The following is a 13,287-nucleotide window of genomic DNA, read 5'->3' as shown; positions in this document are numbered from 1 at the left end:
ATGAAAAAGCAAATCACGGTCAGTTGGCTTCTGTTGGGCGGGCTGTTCCTTTCACTAGTGGCTTCCACGCCCGCCTTGGCGCAGGAGCAGGCCTTTTCCTTGCAGCAAGCCATTCAGTACGCCCTGGAAAACCGGCCCAGCCTGAAAGTGCTGCGCAACCAGGAGCAGATTGCCAAGGCCAGGGTAGGAGAGATACGAGCCATCGGGTTGCCGCAGGTAAATGCCGGGGTAGACATCAACAACAACTTCATTCAGCAGAAGTCCATCGTGGACTTTAGTGCGTTTGGCGGCGGCGGCACCCTGGACCCCTTCACCATTACCCAGCAGCAGCTGAACTCCGGGCAGGACATTGTACTCAACCCTACCTATACGGTACCCGAGGGCATGTCTGGGCCCCAGGCCATCACGTTTGTGCAGCCCTGGACCGGGTCTGCGGCGCTTTCCGGTTCACAGCTTCTGTTTGACGGCTCTTACCTGATTGGCCTTAAGGCGGCCTCTACCTATACCCAGCTTTCGCGCAAGAACACCCAGCAGAGCGAGATTGAGGCGGCAGAGCAGGTGAGCAAGGCCTACTACAGCGTGTTGGTGGCCCGCGAGCAGATGAAACTACTGGACCAGAACCTGGCCCGCTTAGATACCTTATTGCGCCAGACCACCATCATGAACCAAAACGGGTTTGTGGAGAAGCTGGACGTGGACCGCCTGCGGGTAAGCTACAATAACCTCAAAATTGACAAAGACAAAGCCCAGCGGCTATTGGTGTTGAGCGAACAACTACTCAAGTTCCAGATGGGCATGCCCCAGCAACAGGCCATCGTGCTCACAGATCCTCTCAACGAAAGCTCCCTGGAGAATACCACTCCTAAACTCAATTACCAGGGATTCCAATACGCCAGACGCATAGAATTCTCTATTCTGGAGACGCAGCGCGAGTTGGCCCAACTGGACCAGCGCAACATCAAGGCCGGCTTCTTGCCGCGCCTGGTGTTAAGCGCAAATTACGGCTACAACGGGGTGGGTAACTCCCTAGCCAGATTGCTGGACGTGCGGGCCGGGGCCAACAACACTACTACCCGCAACTGGTTTGACTTTGGCGTGGTGGGCGTTGGCCTGCAGGTGCCCATTTTTGATGGCCTGCGCAAGCGCTACCAGATACAGCAGTCCAGAATTGAGCTGGAGAACGTGAAACTGGGCTTTGAGCAACTGAAGCAGTCCATTGACCTGGAACTGCAGCAGTCTGACGCCACCGTGGCCAATACCTTAAGTGTGCTCAGGGCTCAGCGGCAAAACCTGGACCTGGCCGCCGAAATTGCCCGGATCTCCCGCATCAAATACCAGGAAGGCGTGGGCTCCAACCTAGAGGTGATCACCGCCGAAACTGACCTGCGGGCCGCCCAGACCAATTACTACAGCGCCCTGTATGATGCCCTTATTGCCCAGGTAGACGCAGACCGGGCCTCCGGCGCCTTACTCTTGAAATAACCAGAAGAATGAAAACCTCACGCATCTTTTCTATGAAAAAGCAATTACTCCTTCCGGCCCTGGCGCTGGCGCTGCTGGCATCGGCCTGCGGGGAGAAAGATAAAACCACGCAGCTGGCTGACCTCAGAACTAAACAAACCGAGCTGTCCGCTGAAATAGCCAAACTGGAGAAAGAGTTGGAGAAAGAAGGCAAAGGCCCTAAGGTGGCGGCGGTACCGGTAACGGTCATGAAAATGCAGCCGCAAATCTTCCGGCATTACCTGGAGGTGCAGGGCCACGTGGACTTTGACCAGAACGTGATGGTGAGCGCCAAAGTGCCAGGGGTATTGACCAGCATGCGCGTGAATGCCGGCGACCGCGTGAGCAGGGGTCAGACCCTGGCCACTATTGATGCCGGGGTGCTGGACCAGCAGATAGCGGCCCTTCGGCCCAACCTGGCCCTGGCCCGCACCGTGTACCAAAAGCAGAAAAACCTCTGGGACCAGAAAATAGGCACAGAGATTCAGTTCCTGCAGGCCAAGAACAATGTGGAGAGCCTGGAGCGCCAGTTGGCCACCCTGCAGGAAACCCGGGCCCAGTACATCATCAAGGCCCCTATTTCCGGGGAAGTAGACGAGGTTCTTCCTAAATCAGGGGAAGCCGTGGCGCCGGGTGTGGGCATTATCAGGATCGTGAACGCCAGCAGCGGCAAGATTGTGGCCCAGGTCTCTGAGGCCTACGCCAGCAACATCAAGAAAGGCGATGACGCCCTGGTGCTGTTCCCAGACCTGAACCAGGAGATCATGACCACTGTGCGCGTGGTAGGCAGTAACATTGACCCATCTAACCGCTCCTTTACCGTGGAGCTGGGCGTGAAGCCGTCTGAGCAAGGTAAGGTAAACCTGCGGCCCAACATGGTGGCGGTGGTGCGCATTCAGGACTACGTGAAGGAGAATGCCCTTACCCTGCCGCTGGACATTGTGCAGAAAGACGAGCAGGGCAACTTTATCTACGTGGTAGAGCAGAAGGGAAACCAACGCATAGCCGTCAAGCGCAACATCACTACCGGTACCTCCTACAACGGCCAGGTGGAAGTCCTCACGGGGCTGCAGGCCAATGACCAGGTGATCAAAACCGGTGCCCAGAACCTGACCGAGGGGCAGCCGGTGAATTTCTAAGGACGTTTCCTGGAGCGGCCATCCTCTCACGCTAAGCTCCTCCATTTATCGGGCCTGGCCCAAACAGCACATTTTATGGAACAGTCAGAGAAAGTACATGATTTCAAGCCCACCAGTTGGGCCATAGATAACCGTACCAGTATTTATTTTATCACGCTGCTCATCACCATTGCGGGCATTCTGGCCTTTAATAAGCTGCAGAAAGAGAACTTCCCGGATATTGTGATCCCTACCATGATCGTGACCACGGTGTACCCCGGCACCTCGCCCTCAGACATGGAAAACCTGGTGACGCGGCCCATTGAGAAGCAGATCAAGTCCCTGAACGGGGTAAAAAAGGTGACCTCTACCTCCATGCAGGACTTTGCCATGATCAACGTGGAGTTCAACACCGATGTGGACGTGGAAGTGGGCAAGCAGCGCGTGAAAGACGCCGTAGACAAAGCCAAAACCGACCTGCCCACCGACCTGGACCAGGCCCCCAACGTGCAAGAGATCTCTTTCTCTGAGATGCCCATCATGTACGTGAACCTCTCCGGTAACTTCAGCGCCGAGAAACTGAAACAGTTTGCCGAGGACCTGCAGGACCGCATGGAAGCCCTGCCCGAGATTACCCGCGTGGATATTGTGGGCGCCCTGGAGCAAGAGGTGCAGATCAACCTGGACATGTACAAGATGCAGGTGGCCCAGGTGACCTTTGATGACGTGGCTCGCGCCATCGCCACCGAGAACATGACCCTTTCCGGGGGTACCGTGCGGGTAGGGGACATGAAACGGGCGGTGCGCGTGGTAGGCCAGTACACAGACCCCACAGCCATAGGAGACATTGTGGTGAAGTCTTTGAACGGAGCCAACATCTACCTCAGAGACATAGCCCAGGTGCTAGACACGTTTGAGGAAAGAGAAAGCTTTGCACGGCTAGACAACCAGCCGGTGATCACCCTTAATGTTGTCAAGCGGGCCGGCGAAAACCTGATTGAGGCCTCAGACAAAATCAACGCCATTATTGAGGAGGCCCACGGCACCCAACTGCCCGAAAGCCTGAAGATCACCGTGACCGGTGACCAATCCACCAGCACCCGCCACACCCTCAATGACCTCATCAACACCATCATCATCGGGTTTATTCTGGTAACGCTTATTCTGATGTTCTTCATGGGCACCACCAACGCCTTGTTCGTGGGGCTGTCGGTGCCTATTTCCATGTTCATCGCGTTCCTGATCATGCCTATGATCGGCTTCTCTCTGAACATGATTGTGCTGTTCTCTTTTCTGCTGGCCTTGGGCATTGTGGTAGATGACGCCATTGTGGTGATTGAGAACACTCACCGTATTTACCATGACACCAATTGGAACATCTTCAAATCTGCCAAGATAGCCGCCGGTGAGGTGTTTTTGCCGGTGCTGGCCGGTACGCTCACCACGGTGGCGCCTTTCCTGCCGCTGGCCTTCTGGCCGGGCATTGTGGGCGAGTTTATGTTCTACCTGCCTATCACGCTTATCTTAACCCTGCTGGCGTCTTTGGTGGTGGCCTTTATTATTAACCCGGTGTTTGCGGTTTCCTTTATGCGCCGCGAGGGCGACCCGGTCAAAGACCGCAAGAACTTCCGGCGGGCCATATTCATCATGGGCGGAATTGCCATGGTGAGCTTTGCCGGCGGCTGGATTGGAATAGGCAATCTGGTGCTGGTGCTCATGGCCTTTGTGGCCCTGAACAAGTTTGTGTTCACCGGCTGGATCAACAAGTTCCAACGCAAGGTGCTGCCGGCTTTCATGAGCCGGTATGAGCGCCTGCTGCGCTGGATGCTGGTAGGCAAGCGGCCATATGGCGTGTTGGCTTCTGTGGTAGGGCTCTTGATTCTTTCGGTGGTGCTTACCGCGCTTAGGTCCCCCAAAGTGGTGTTTTTCCCGAGCGGCGACCCTAACTTCATTTACACCTATATCACCATGCCCGTAGGCACCGACCAGTCCGTGACCGACTCCATCACGCAAGTGGTAGAGAAGCGGGTCTTTAAGGTGGTAGGCGAGAAGAACCCCAACGTGGAATCTGTTATCTCCAACGTGGCCGTTGGGGCCGGCGACCCGCAGTCGGGTAGCCAGCAGGCTGAGTCTAACAAAGGCCGCGTGACGGTGGCATTTGTGGAGTACCAGGACCGCGAGCCCGGCATTAAAACCGCCAAGTACCTGGATGATATCCGGGAGGCGGTGAAAGGGATTCCGGGCGCCGAGATCACTGTGGAGCAGGAGCAGAACGGTCCGCCGGTGGGCAAGCCTATTCTGGTGGAGATTGCCGGCGAAGACTTTGAAGGCCTGATTCAGGTTTCCAAACAAGTGCAGCGCTACCTGGACTCGGCGCAGATTGCTGGCATTGAAGACCTGCGCACCGACCTGGAAGACAAGAACCCCGAGATCACCGTGGAGATTGACCGGGTGCGGGCCAACCGCGAAGGCCTGAGCACTGCTCAGATTGGTTCAGAACTCCGCACGGCCATTTATGGTAAGGAAGCCTCCAAGTTCAAGAAGGACGAAGAGGAATACCCTATCCAGGTACGGCTTTCTGAGCAGTACCGCAAGAACATTGACCAGCTTATGGGCATGGTGCTCACCTTTAGAGATGCTTCCGGTAGGGTACGGCAGGTGCCGGTTTCCTCGGTGGCTACCATCAAATACTCCACCACCTACGGCGGCATCAAGCGCAAGAACCTCAAGCGGGTGATCTCCCTTTCCTCTAACGTGCTGGGCGGCTACAACCCCAATGAAGTGGTGGCCAACATCCAGACGGCGCTCAACAGATTTCCTGCGCCAGAGGGCTATGAGATTAAAATGGGTGGCGAGCAGGAAGACCAGAAAGAAACCATGGATTTTCTTTCCCTGGCCGGCCTGGCGGCTATGTGTTTGATCTTCTTGATCTTAGTAATGCAGTTTAACTCGGTTTCCAAGCCCTTGATAATTTTATCAGAAGTTATTTTCTCGGTGATAGGGGTATTGCTCGGGTTCTCTGTCTTCAATATGGACATGTCCATTGTGATGACCGGTATTGGGGTGGTTGCCCTGGCCGGGATTGTGGTGAAGAACGGCATTCTGCTGGTGGAATTCACCGATGTGCTCATGGGAGAGGGAATGGAGCTGAAAGAGGCGATTGTGATGGCCGGGAAGACACGTCTGAACCCGGTGCTGCTCACCGCCACGGCCACCATCCTGGGCTTGATCCCGCTGGCCATTGGCTTGAATTTCAACTTTTTCACCCTTTTCACGGAGTTTGATCCGCATTTCTTTTTAGGGGGCGAGAACGTGACCTTCTGGGGACCCCTGGCCTGGACCATCATCTTCGGGTTGAGCTTTGCCACGTTCCTGACCTTGCTGGTAGTGCCTATGATGTACCTGATCAATGAGAAAATCAAAGACCGGGTACTCGCCAAACGCCGCAAAGGGGCTGTTTTGGTAGGTTAGTTTGAGATTGGAATTTTATTTTTTACACATATGATACCTGTATATACCCCCTCCATCACCAAAGAGGTAGTTAAAATAATCAGCAAGACTAAGGAGATCAAAGCCTCCCGGCTTCGGGCTTCCGCTAATCTTAGCAAAGAGTTTGGGTTTGATACCGTAGACGTGGTGGACATTATCCTGGAGCTGGAAAAGAGCTTCAAAATTGTGATTCCAGACGAGGTGCCCTTAAACACCGTGGGTGACTTTGTGGAGTATGTCTCTACCCATACCATGCGTCAGGCGAGTTAACCCTTTCTTAACGATTGCTCATTTTTTCTTAGAAAGGCAGGGGGATTTTCCTCCTGCCTTTCTTTTTGCCTTTTTGGGCGAAGGCAGGGATGTGCGTTTTGAGGGTGTTTTTTGGGAAAGAGACTGAAAACTGAATTATGATTGCTTTTACCTTAGCGGCGAGAGTCTTAGGATAAAGAATTTGCTTTCGCCTTGAAATAACCGTCTATGCCTGAGTCCTTATGCTGTCTTGTTCCATCTCTTCCCTCCGAGCGCTCACGGCCGCGAGGCCCCGTCTTTCCCCCTCGCACTGCCCTTGCGGCCTAGACTTGCCTTCTTCTCTTAGCTAGAGCTATTGCAGGGCCACAAGCGAGGCGCTCGGAGTAAAGACTGGAATCGGGGAATGCAGGGGAATGAGGGTTTTATGTTTTGGGCACGTTTTCATCAAAACAGCCTCAAAACGCAGAGCCGCCTACTAAGCACAGACTCTCCCCTTGAGGATTGCCCAAACGAGAGTTTGAGGCAGCGAGCGAAGCTCTGAAGAGGGGTGTTTACACAGGAGAACCTCTTCCTCGTCCCCCTTTGAAGGGGGTAGGGGGATGACACACTCCTGCAGATCAATTCCGTTTATTGCCCCTTTTTTCCAAAACAGGCCTAAAAAGCCTCTCACCCTAAATCACCTGCAACCGATACGCCTTCAATTGCTTATCAAGTCCCTTGGCGTCGCCGCTGATCTTGTCTAGCAGGGCCCAGAAGCGGGGGCCGTGGTTCTTCTCTACGGTGTGGGCCAGTTCATGCAGGATCACATAGTCAGAGAGGTGCGCGGGAAGGCGCATGAGGTGCAGGTTCAGGTTGATGTTGTTGGTGGCGGAGCAGCTTCCCCAGCGGGTCTTGGCGTTCTTGATGGTGACCTGCTGGTAGGAGAAACCGAACTGCCGGGCAAAAAAGGCTACGCGCTGGGGCAGGTGTTCCTTGGCTTCCAGCCGAAGGGTGTATTCAATGGCTTTCTGGATGTAATCCTGCACGTCTTCATGCTCGTGGCCAATTTGCTCTGGGTACCATACGTGCAGCACGCCCGCCTTCAGGCGGCTCTTGCAGTGGGGCAAAGTGTAGGACTGCAGTTGTAATTGGTGGAAACGGGTCTGGTAGGGCAACTCGGGGGTGAAAAGGGTCTTCTTGCGTTGCTCCTGCGCCTGAGAGACCAGGTGTTTTTTGATCCAGCCGGACTTCTCCTGCACAAAAGCCTCGGCCTGAGCCAAAGAGGCGCGCTTGGGCAACGTAACCCGGACACCTTGCCCGGGCCTGATGCTGATCCTGACGTATTTGGCGGTAGCGCTAGGGATAAACCGCACCGTACCAATAGCCTCCATCTCCTTCTCCACAATCCCCTGCAGGGCAGACTCCTTTTTTCCACTTTTCATACCGGGTACAAAGATACGGCATTGAGGCTACTTCTCCAGTAGTTTGCTGGCGGCTGCCGGGCAAATAAAAAAGGCGCCCTGTGTAGTGCGCCTTTTCTGTTTAGAAGTTGGAGTGGACGGTTATCTGATGTTTCCGCCGTGGTCCATGTCATCTGAGTTTCTGCTGGGTACGCGGGTGCTGTCTGTGGTAGAGGCGCGTACGTTGGGCTCGCCGTAACCGGTAGGCACGCCATGGTCAGTAGGGCGGGCGTCTGGGGTGTTAGTGGGGTGGATTTCCTGCTCAGGCGTGCCTTCTACGGTGGTGTAGCTGGTCACCGGAATGTCGTTCTGGGTAGGAATTTCGCCGCCGGTAGAGCCTTGGCCTTGTGACCTGGAAGAGGAGTTACCCATCCGCATGTTTCCCTCACCGTAGGTAGGGTTGACTTGCTGGCCCGAAGAGCCGTAGCCGCTGCTGGAAGGCGAGGTAGCGTGGGTAGTACCGTATTGACCGGCTGGCTCATTGCCGTATTTAGGCGTATGGGCCGAGGTGTCCACATCCATTGAAGTGGCTAAATCTGCGCCAGAATCTGCGGCAGTGGTTTTATGGGGCTGGGCTGCTTCCCAGGCCTGGAACTTGTCCATCTCGGTTTTGATGCTGGTCATGAACCAGGCCAGCAGGCTCACGTCATCCAGCAAACCAATGATCGGAATCCAGTCTGGGATAAGGTCAATAGGCGACAGGAAGTAAATGATCACGGCCACGCCCATCACCACGGTGCTGGTAGGAATGCCGTGGTACTCTTTGGTCACCGCCGCCCTGATCATGCGGGACAGCGTAGCCAGGCTCTCAAAGGCCTCAGTGGCAATAGTCCCGAAGTCTTTTTTCTCGCTGGCCTTCTGGTAGGCGTCGTTGAGGAGTTCCTTCACGCGCAGGGGTTGCTTTACGTACTCTTCGGCCTTGTTGAGAAACTTCTTGAAGACAGAAGACTCATGCACGTTTTTGTCTGATTGGTTTTCCATAGTAGATAGTAGAGATTGCTAACAGTTATAAAAGCTGGGTTAGGTTCTTCGCCCGGGGCGAAATAACGAAAATTTGTGCTGGGAAAAAGGCAGGAGGCCCAACATTGCTGCAGGAGATGGCCGTTGCCCTTTACAGCTCTCTATACTTGTTTTCTATGAAAATAGTTAGAACCTATTGCCGTATTTCTACCCTGTTTTACCGCCGTTTTGCGAAAAACAGCCTTTAAACCGAAAACAAAAAAAGCGCCTGCCCAGGGTTACCAAGGCAGGCGCTTTTCAGGCGGGGCGAAGAATCTGTTTAGATGACTCTGCCGGCGGCGTAAAAGTTTCTCTTATAGTAAGGGGAGTTCAGGGAGTTGATCATGACCCCGCCGTTGCTGGCCGAATGGATGAACTTTCCGTTTTTAAGGTAAATGCCCACGTGGTAGATAGGTTGGCCAGGGCCGCGGCGGAAGAAAACCAGGTCTCCGGTTTCAATGGCGGTTTTAGAGACTCTGTTCACGTCATGGAACATGGAGCGGGAACTGCGGCTAAGGGAAATGCCGTACACCTCTTTGTAAACGCGGGTCACAAAGCCAGAGCAGTCAGTGCCTCTTTGTGAGTTTCCGCCGGAGCGGTAAGGGGTGCCAATCCAGTCGGCTATCGTTTCCAGCAGCTCCTTGTCTTCGTTGAACTCCAGCTTGAGCCCGAAAGATTGGGAATAATAATTATAGAAAAGGGAGTCTTTGAACGTGAGGGATTTTTCTGCCTTTAGTTCTGTAGCGGCGGGCTCAGAGCCGTTGAAGCTGTTGTGTGCCAGGGCCCATTCTTGTAGCTGTTCGCCGGGAGTGACCATGAAAGCTTCTTCTGAATACGTAGTAGCCTGAGAAGCAGGCACTTCATAGAAAAAAGACAATAATGCAGAGCCTAGGGCTAATGCAGACAAAATATAACTTTTCATCATCTGTTTTAATGGTGAAACATCGGGTGGTGCTGGCTGCAGCAGACCAACCGCGGCCCTTCCAACTGTGAGTGCCTAAGCACCTGAAAACAGGAAGAAAGCCCTTAATGCAGAAGGCAGTAAAAAATACTTACTTACTTTCTGGTATTTCAAAGATAGAAACGAAACCTTTAAAACCAAACATCGTATAGCGGAAAATTTCTTGGGAATAGGAAAAAAGAAAGGGAGCGAGCGGCAGAAATGTAGCCTGGGCGGCGAGAAAACCGTATAATGGGGCAAAAGAAAAAAAGATGGAGCCCCTGGAGAAAAATTTAAAAATAGTGGAGAAATCCCCCTTCGCCCGCATTGCCCGGTGGGTACTTAAAAGTACTAACGTGGCCATGGTGCTGGGTAAAACTATACACTTAAGCGGAGTTTCCAAAGAATTATTTTTGCAAAACCGCTCCTGGGTGGCCCATGAATTATGCCATGTGCGTCAGTTTCAGGACAATGGCCATGTGAGGTTTCTATGGCTCTACTTTGTGGAGTCTTTGCGGGTGGGCTACTATAATAATAAGTATGAAGTAGAGGCCCGCCTGGCCGGTACCAAAGAGGCCTATCTGGTGACCCTGGAAAGCGAGTCTGCCGCCTCCCCTAAAGGGTAAGTCGCCACAGGTTTCCGGCTTCCTGATATAGCCTCCTCTAAAAATAGCGGAATTTGTATATTGCTTATATTCTCTTTCTGTAATACCCGGCTTAGCCTAAGGCGAACCTGCCAAAACAAAGCTTCCTCCACTTACACCTACTGCAAAAGCTAAGCAAAAGAAACCCCTCCGTTTTGGGCCTGTTTTTAAGAAAACAGGACCAAAACGGAGGGGTTCGCGCGCACGCCAGTTTCCCTTAGCCGTTGCGCCATTTAATGGCGCAGCCAATAGCCTTGGTGGTAGGTTGCGGCACCGGTTTTCCGGCCAGCAGATGATCCAGGGCGGCCTCGGTGTACCGCTTCTCCACCTTTTCCGGGTCACCCGAGTTATCATCAATGGCGCCAATGTAGGCCACTTTCAGTTCCTGCCCCTGGCGGGTTAACACATAGAGGTGCGGGGTGCGGGTGGCACCGTAGCGTTTGGCGGTTTCCTGGGTCTCGTCCTGCAGGTACACAAACGGGAAATTCTTCTCGCTGGCCCGCTTCTGCATCTCCGTGAAGGCATCTCCCGGGGAGAGGGCCGCGTCATTGGGGTTGATGGCAATCACCGGATAGCCCTGGGGCGCATACTTCTGGTGCAGTTGGATCAGGCGGTCTTCATAGAGTTTAGAGTAGGGGCAGGTGTTGCAGGTAAAGGCGATGATAAAGCCTTTGGTGTGCTTCTGGCTCCTTAGGCTCACCAGCTGGCCATCTACGTTCTTCAGCCGGAAGTCTGCCGCCGTGTCACCTATCCGGTACCCGTTCTCAGGCGTCTGGAAAGCGGAGGCCAGGACCAGCAAGGTGCCCAGGACCGCCAGGTAAAAGTTTGTCTTTTTCATGGGAGGGGGAGGGTTAGTTGAATTTGGAAGTGAGGATGTCTTGCAGTTGAGGCAGGGTCAGGGGTTTCTCTATGAAAAACCGCTGTTTGCGGGCGTTGTTCAGGATAAGGGTGGCCGGGATGGCGCCGCTCCAGCTAGGGTCTACCAAATCAATCCAGGCATTCTGGTCAGGCTCATCCAGCACGAACACAGTGCTTTTTAAGTTGTTTCGGGTTACAAACGGGATCACTCGTTTCTCCAGGTCCTTGGCGAAATCCATGCTAACCAAAATCACCTTCACGGGTTTGCCGGCATATTGCTTTTGGAGGGCCTCAAAGCTGGGCAGCTCCTCCACGCAGGGCTGGCACCAGGTGGCCCAAAAATTAAGCACATACGTGGTGTCTGATTTGGAATGGAGAAACTTCTGTAGATGCGGCAGCTTGACCAGGGGCACGGCCCGGGTTTGGGCCACGGCGCTGCCCGTCAGGCAACTACCTATCAGGAAACAGGTAAGAAAGAGAAGTGGACGGTACCCCATGTGCGTGCTGTATTTCTCTGTTAATGTAACGATTCTTTTGCAGCCGCGGTACACGTAAGTACTATTTTAACCATCACTTAAATACAACACCATGAGCGATAAGTTAACCGGCAAAAAGATAGCCATATTGGTAGAAAAAGGATTTGAACAGGTAGAACTGGAGAAACCCCGTAAGGCCCTGCAGGAAGCCGGGGCCGAGACCTTTATCATCTCTCCCCAGAAAGGCACCGTGAAAGGCTGGGACATGACCGATTGGGGCAAAGACTTTGACGTGGACAAAAACCTGAAAGACGCCGTAGCGGCCGACTATGACGGACTGTTACTGCCCGGCGGCGTCATGAACCCAGACTACCTGCGGGCCAACGAGCAGGCCGTGGCCTTTGTGCGCGCCTTCTCTGATAGCGGCAAGCCTATTGCGGCCATCTGCCACGGTCCCTGGACTCTCATTGAGGCCGGCGCCGTGAAAGGCCGCCAGATGACCAGCTGGCCATCCCTGAGAACCGACCTCACCAACGCCGGCGCCAACTGGGTAAACGAAGAAGTAGTCACCGACCGAGGCCTGGTGACCAGCCGCAAACCGGATGACATCCCCGCATTCAACAAGAAAATGATTGAGGAATTCGCCGAAGGCATCCATAACAGAGCCTAAGGTACTGCGCCTTTAAAACGGAAGAGAGCCGCTGAATACGCTTCAGCGGCTCTCTTTTGTTTAGGCCTGTTTTTGAGAAAACAGGCCTAAACAGAAATGCATTATAAAATAGAAGGGGATGCCTCTCTGCAGAGACATCCCCTTCAAAAACTTTATAAGGTGGCTTTCTAGAAACCTACGCCTAAGTAGATCTGGAACATGCCTGCCTTTACATCATTCAGGGAAGTGTTCAGGAGACCGGCGTCAAACTTGCCAATATCCGCGAAGCTGCGGTAGTATCTGCCCCCTAACCGGAACATAGACACCTTGGCCTCCACGCCGGCGGCGGCACCGTAGTCAAAGGTGTTCAGGCCTTCTTTGTCAATTTCGTTGTCGTCGCGCTTGGCGGTCAACATCACGCCCACCTGCGGCCCGGCATGAATGCTGATGTTCTCCGTAAGGTTAGCTACGGCCAGTACCGGAACGTCAATGTAGTCAAAGCGCAGGTCACCGTCATCAGACTTCACCTCGCGGCGAGTGTAAAGCGCCTCCGGCTGAATGGAGAACACGCTTCCTATGCTGAACTGGGAGTAGAAACCGGCGTGCCAGTTGGTTGAGGTCTTCAGGCCTCTGATCTGATCTTCGCCGTCGCCGTGCAGGGAGTTGAACAGCACCCCGCCTTTTACCCCAAAGCCGCTGTTTCCTTTAGGTGAGCCTTCCGCGCCTTCGTTATGGTTAATAATGCCTCGGTTGAGCACGCGTTCCTGGGCCTGGGCGGCGCCTAAGAAAAGGGTAGCTATTAAAAGTAAGGTAAGTTTTTTCATAGTAGGTAGTATTTTTGGAACTGTATTATAATATTAAAGAGGCGTATGTCTTTACATAAGCTTTCCTCTTATACTGCGTACTGCCCATAATGTTGCAAAAGG

The 13,287-nt window shown here is 53.7% G+C and carries 12 protein-coding genes; 6 read left to right on the top strand and 6 right to left on the bottom strand.

All coding sequences use genetic code 11. The features are described 5' to 3' along the window. From TH63_RS15385 to TH63_RS15370, 4 genes are all read left to right on the top strand, one after another. The gene (locus tag TH63_RS15385; RefSeq protein ID WP_048921722.1) at positions 1–1,482 is read left to right on the top strand and encodes a TolC family protein; all 1,482 of its coding nucleotides are present in this window, start codon (positions 1–3) and stop codon (positions 1,480–1,482) included. 32 nt (positions 1,483–1,514) lie between these two features. Further along, the gene (locus TH63_RS15380; protein WP_048922891.1) at positions 1,515–2,639 is read left to right on the top strand and encodes an efflux RND transporter periplasmic adaptor subunit; all 1,125 of its coding nucleotides are present in this window, start codon (positions 1,515–1,517) and stop codon (positions 2,637–2,639) included. A 75-nt stretch (positions 2,640–2,714) separates the two neighbouring features. Then, complete coding sequence (locus tag TH63_RS15375; RefSeq protein ID WP_048921721.1) at positions 2,715–6,089, top strand: efflux RND transporter permease subunit; 3,375 nt, start codon at positions 2,715–2,717, stop codon at positions 6,087–6,089. Positions 6,090–6,119: 30 nt separating this feature from the next. After that, positions 6,120–6,377, top strand: a complete 258-nt coding sequence (locus TH63_RS15370; RefSeq protein ID WP_048921720.1) for an acyl carrier protein — start codon at positions 6,120–6,122, stop codon at positions 6,375–6,377. Positions 6,378–7,027: 650 nt separating this feature from the next. Here the strand turns inward: TH63_RS15370 and TH63_RS15365 are convergent. From TH63_RS15365 to TH63_RS15355, 3 genes are all read right to left on the bottom strand, one after another. Continuing rightward, positions 7,028–7,777: a M48 family metallopeptidase gene (locus TH63_RS15365; RefSeq protein WP_231583485.1), complete on the bottom strand. Its 750-nt coding sequence runs from the start codon at positions 7,775–7,777 to the stop codon at positions 7,028–7,030. A gap of 120 nt (positions 7,778–7,897) precedes the next feature. Continuing rightward, entirely contained in the window at positions 7,898–8,776 is an 879-nt protein-coding gene (locus tag TH63_RS19855; protein ID WP_053093831.1) for a YkvA family protein, read from the bottom strand. 298 nt (positions 8,777–9,074) lie between these two features. Further along, positions 9,075–9,719, bottom strand: coding sequence for a C40 family peptidase (locus TH63_RS15355; protein ID WP_048921719.1), 645 nt, complete (start codon positions 9,717–9,719; stop codon positions 9,075–9,077). Between the two features lie 317 nt (positions 9,720–10,036). On the opposite strand from TH63_RS15355, the gene TH63_RS15350 reads away from it, so the two are divergent. After that, entirely contained in the window at positions 10,037–10,360 is a 324-nt protein-coding gene (locus TH63_RS15350; RefSeq protein ID WP_231583484.1) for a hypothetical protein, read from the top strand. Between the two features lie 235 nt (positions 10,361–10,595). On the opposite strand, the gene TH63_RS15345 is transcribed toward TH63_RS15350, so the two are convergent. Both TH63_RS15345 and TH63_RS15340 read right to left on the bottom strand, forming a co-directional pair. Then, positions 10,596–11,216 (bottom strand): thioredoxin family protein, encoded by a 621-nt coding sequence (locus TH63_RS15345; protein WP_048921717.1) that lies wholly within the window; start codon positions 11,214–11,216, stop codon positions 10,596–10,598. Positions 11,217–11,229: 13 nt separating this feature from the next. After that, positions 11,230–11,733, bottom strand: coding sequence for a TlpA family protein disulfide reductase (locus TH63_RS15340; RefSeq protein ID WP_048921716.1), 504 nt, complete (start codon positions 11,731–11,733; stop codon positions 11,230–11,232). Between the two features lie 91 nt (positions 11,734–11,824). Here TH63_RS15340 and TH63_RS15335 point away from each other — a divergent pair, with 91 nt between their 5' ends. Further along, positions 11,825–12,382: a type 1 glutamine amidotransferase domain-containing protein gene (locus TH63_RS15335; RefSeq protein ID WP_048921715.1), complete on the top strand. Its 558-nt coding sequence runs from the start codon at positions 11,825–11,827 to the stop codon at positions 12,380–12,382. A gap of 167 nt (positions 12,383–12,549) precedes the next feature. On the opposite strand, the gene TH63_RS15330 is transcribed toward TH63_RS15335, so the two are convergent. Beyond that, positions 12,550–13,185 carry a porin family protein gene (locus tag TH63_RS15330; RefSeq protein ID WP_053093830.1) on the bottom strand — a complete coding sequence of 212 codons (636 nt, stop codon included), beginning with the start codon at positions 13,183–13,185 and terminating at the stop codon, positions 12,550–12,552. Between the last annotated feature and the right edge of the window lie 102 nt (positions 13,186–13,287).

Source organism: Rufibacter radiotolerans, from assembly GCF_001078055.1.
GTDB classification, from domain to species: domain Bacteria; phylum Bacteroidota; class Bacteroidia; order Cytophagales; family Hymenobacteraceae; genus Nibribacter; species Nibribacter radiotolerans.
The sequence above is the reverse complement of the archived record's forward strand: the minus strand, read 5'-3'. Positions and strand labels throughout refer to the sequence as shown.

What these genes read in the sequence shown, in the direction of transcription:
- TH63_RS15330 (WP_053093830.1), bottom strand. Translation starts at nt 13,185, where the DNA reads ATGAAAAAACTTACCTTACTTTTAATAGCTACCCTTTTCTTAGGCGCC.
- TH63_RS15355 (WP_048921719.1), bottom strand. Translation starts at nt 9,719, where the DNA reads ATGATGAAAAGTTATATTTTGTCTGCATTAGCCCTAGGCTCTGCATTA.
- TH63_RS15385 (WP_048921722.1), top strand. Translation starts at nt 1, where the DNA reads ATGAAAAAGCAAATCACGGTCAGTTGGCTTCTGTTGGGCGGGCTGTTC.
- TH63_RS15380 (WP_048922891.1), top strand. Translation starts at nt 1,515, where the DNA reads ATGAAAAAGCAATTACTCCTTCCGGCCCTGGCGCTGGCGCTGCTGGCA.
- TH63_RS15335 (WP_048921715.1), top strand. Translation starts at nt 11,825, where the DNA reads ATGAGCGATAAGTTAACCGGCAAAAAGATAGCCATATTGGTAGAAAAA.
- TH63_RS15375 (WP_048921721.1), top strand. Translation starts at nt 2,715, where the DNA reads ATGGAACAGTCAGAGAAAGTACATGATTTCAAGCCCACCAGTTGGGCC.
- TH63_RS15340 (WP_048921716.1), bottom strand. Translation starts at nt 11,733, where the DNA reads ATGGGGTACCGTCCACTTCTCTTTCTTACCTGTTTCCTGATAGGTAGT.
- TH63_RS19855 (WP_053093831.1), bottom strand. Translation starts at nt 8,776, where the DNA reads ATGGAAAACCAATCAGACAAAAACGTGCATGAGTCTTCTGTCTTCAAG.
- TH63_RS15345 (WP_048921717.1), bottom strand. Translation starts at nt 11,216, where the DNA reads ATGAAAAAGACAAACTTTTACCTGGCGGTCCTGGGCACCTTGCTGGTC.
- TH63_RS15365 (WP_231583485.1), bottom strand. Translation starts at nt 7,777, where the DNA reads ATGAAAAGTGGAAAAAAGGAGTCTGCCCTGCAGGGGATTGTGGAGAAG.
- TH63_RS15370 (WP_048921720.1), top strand. Translation starts at nt 6,120, where the DNA reads ATGATACCTGTATATACCCCCTCCATCACCAAAGAGGTAGTTAAAATA.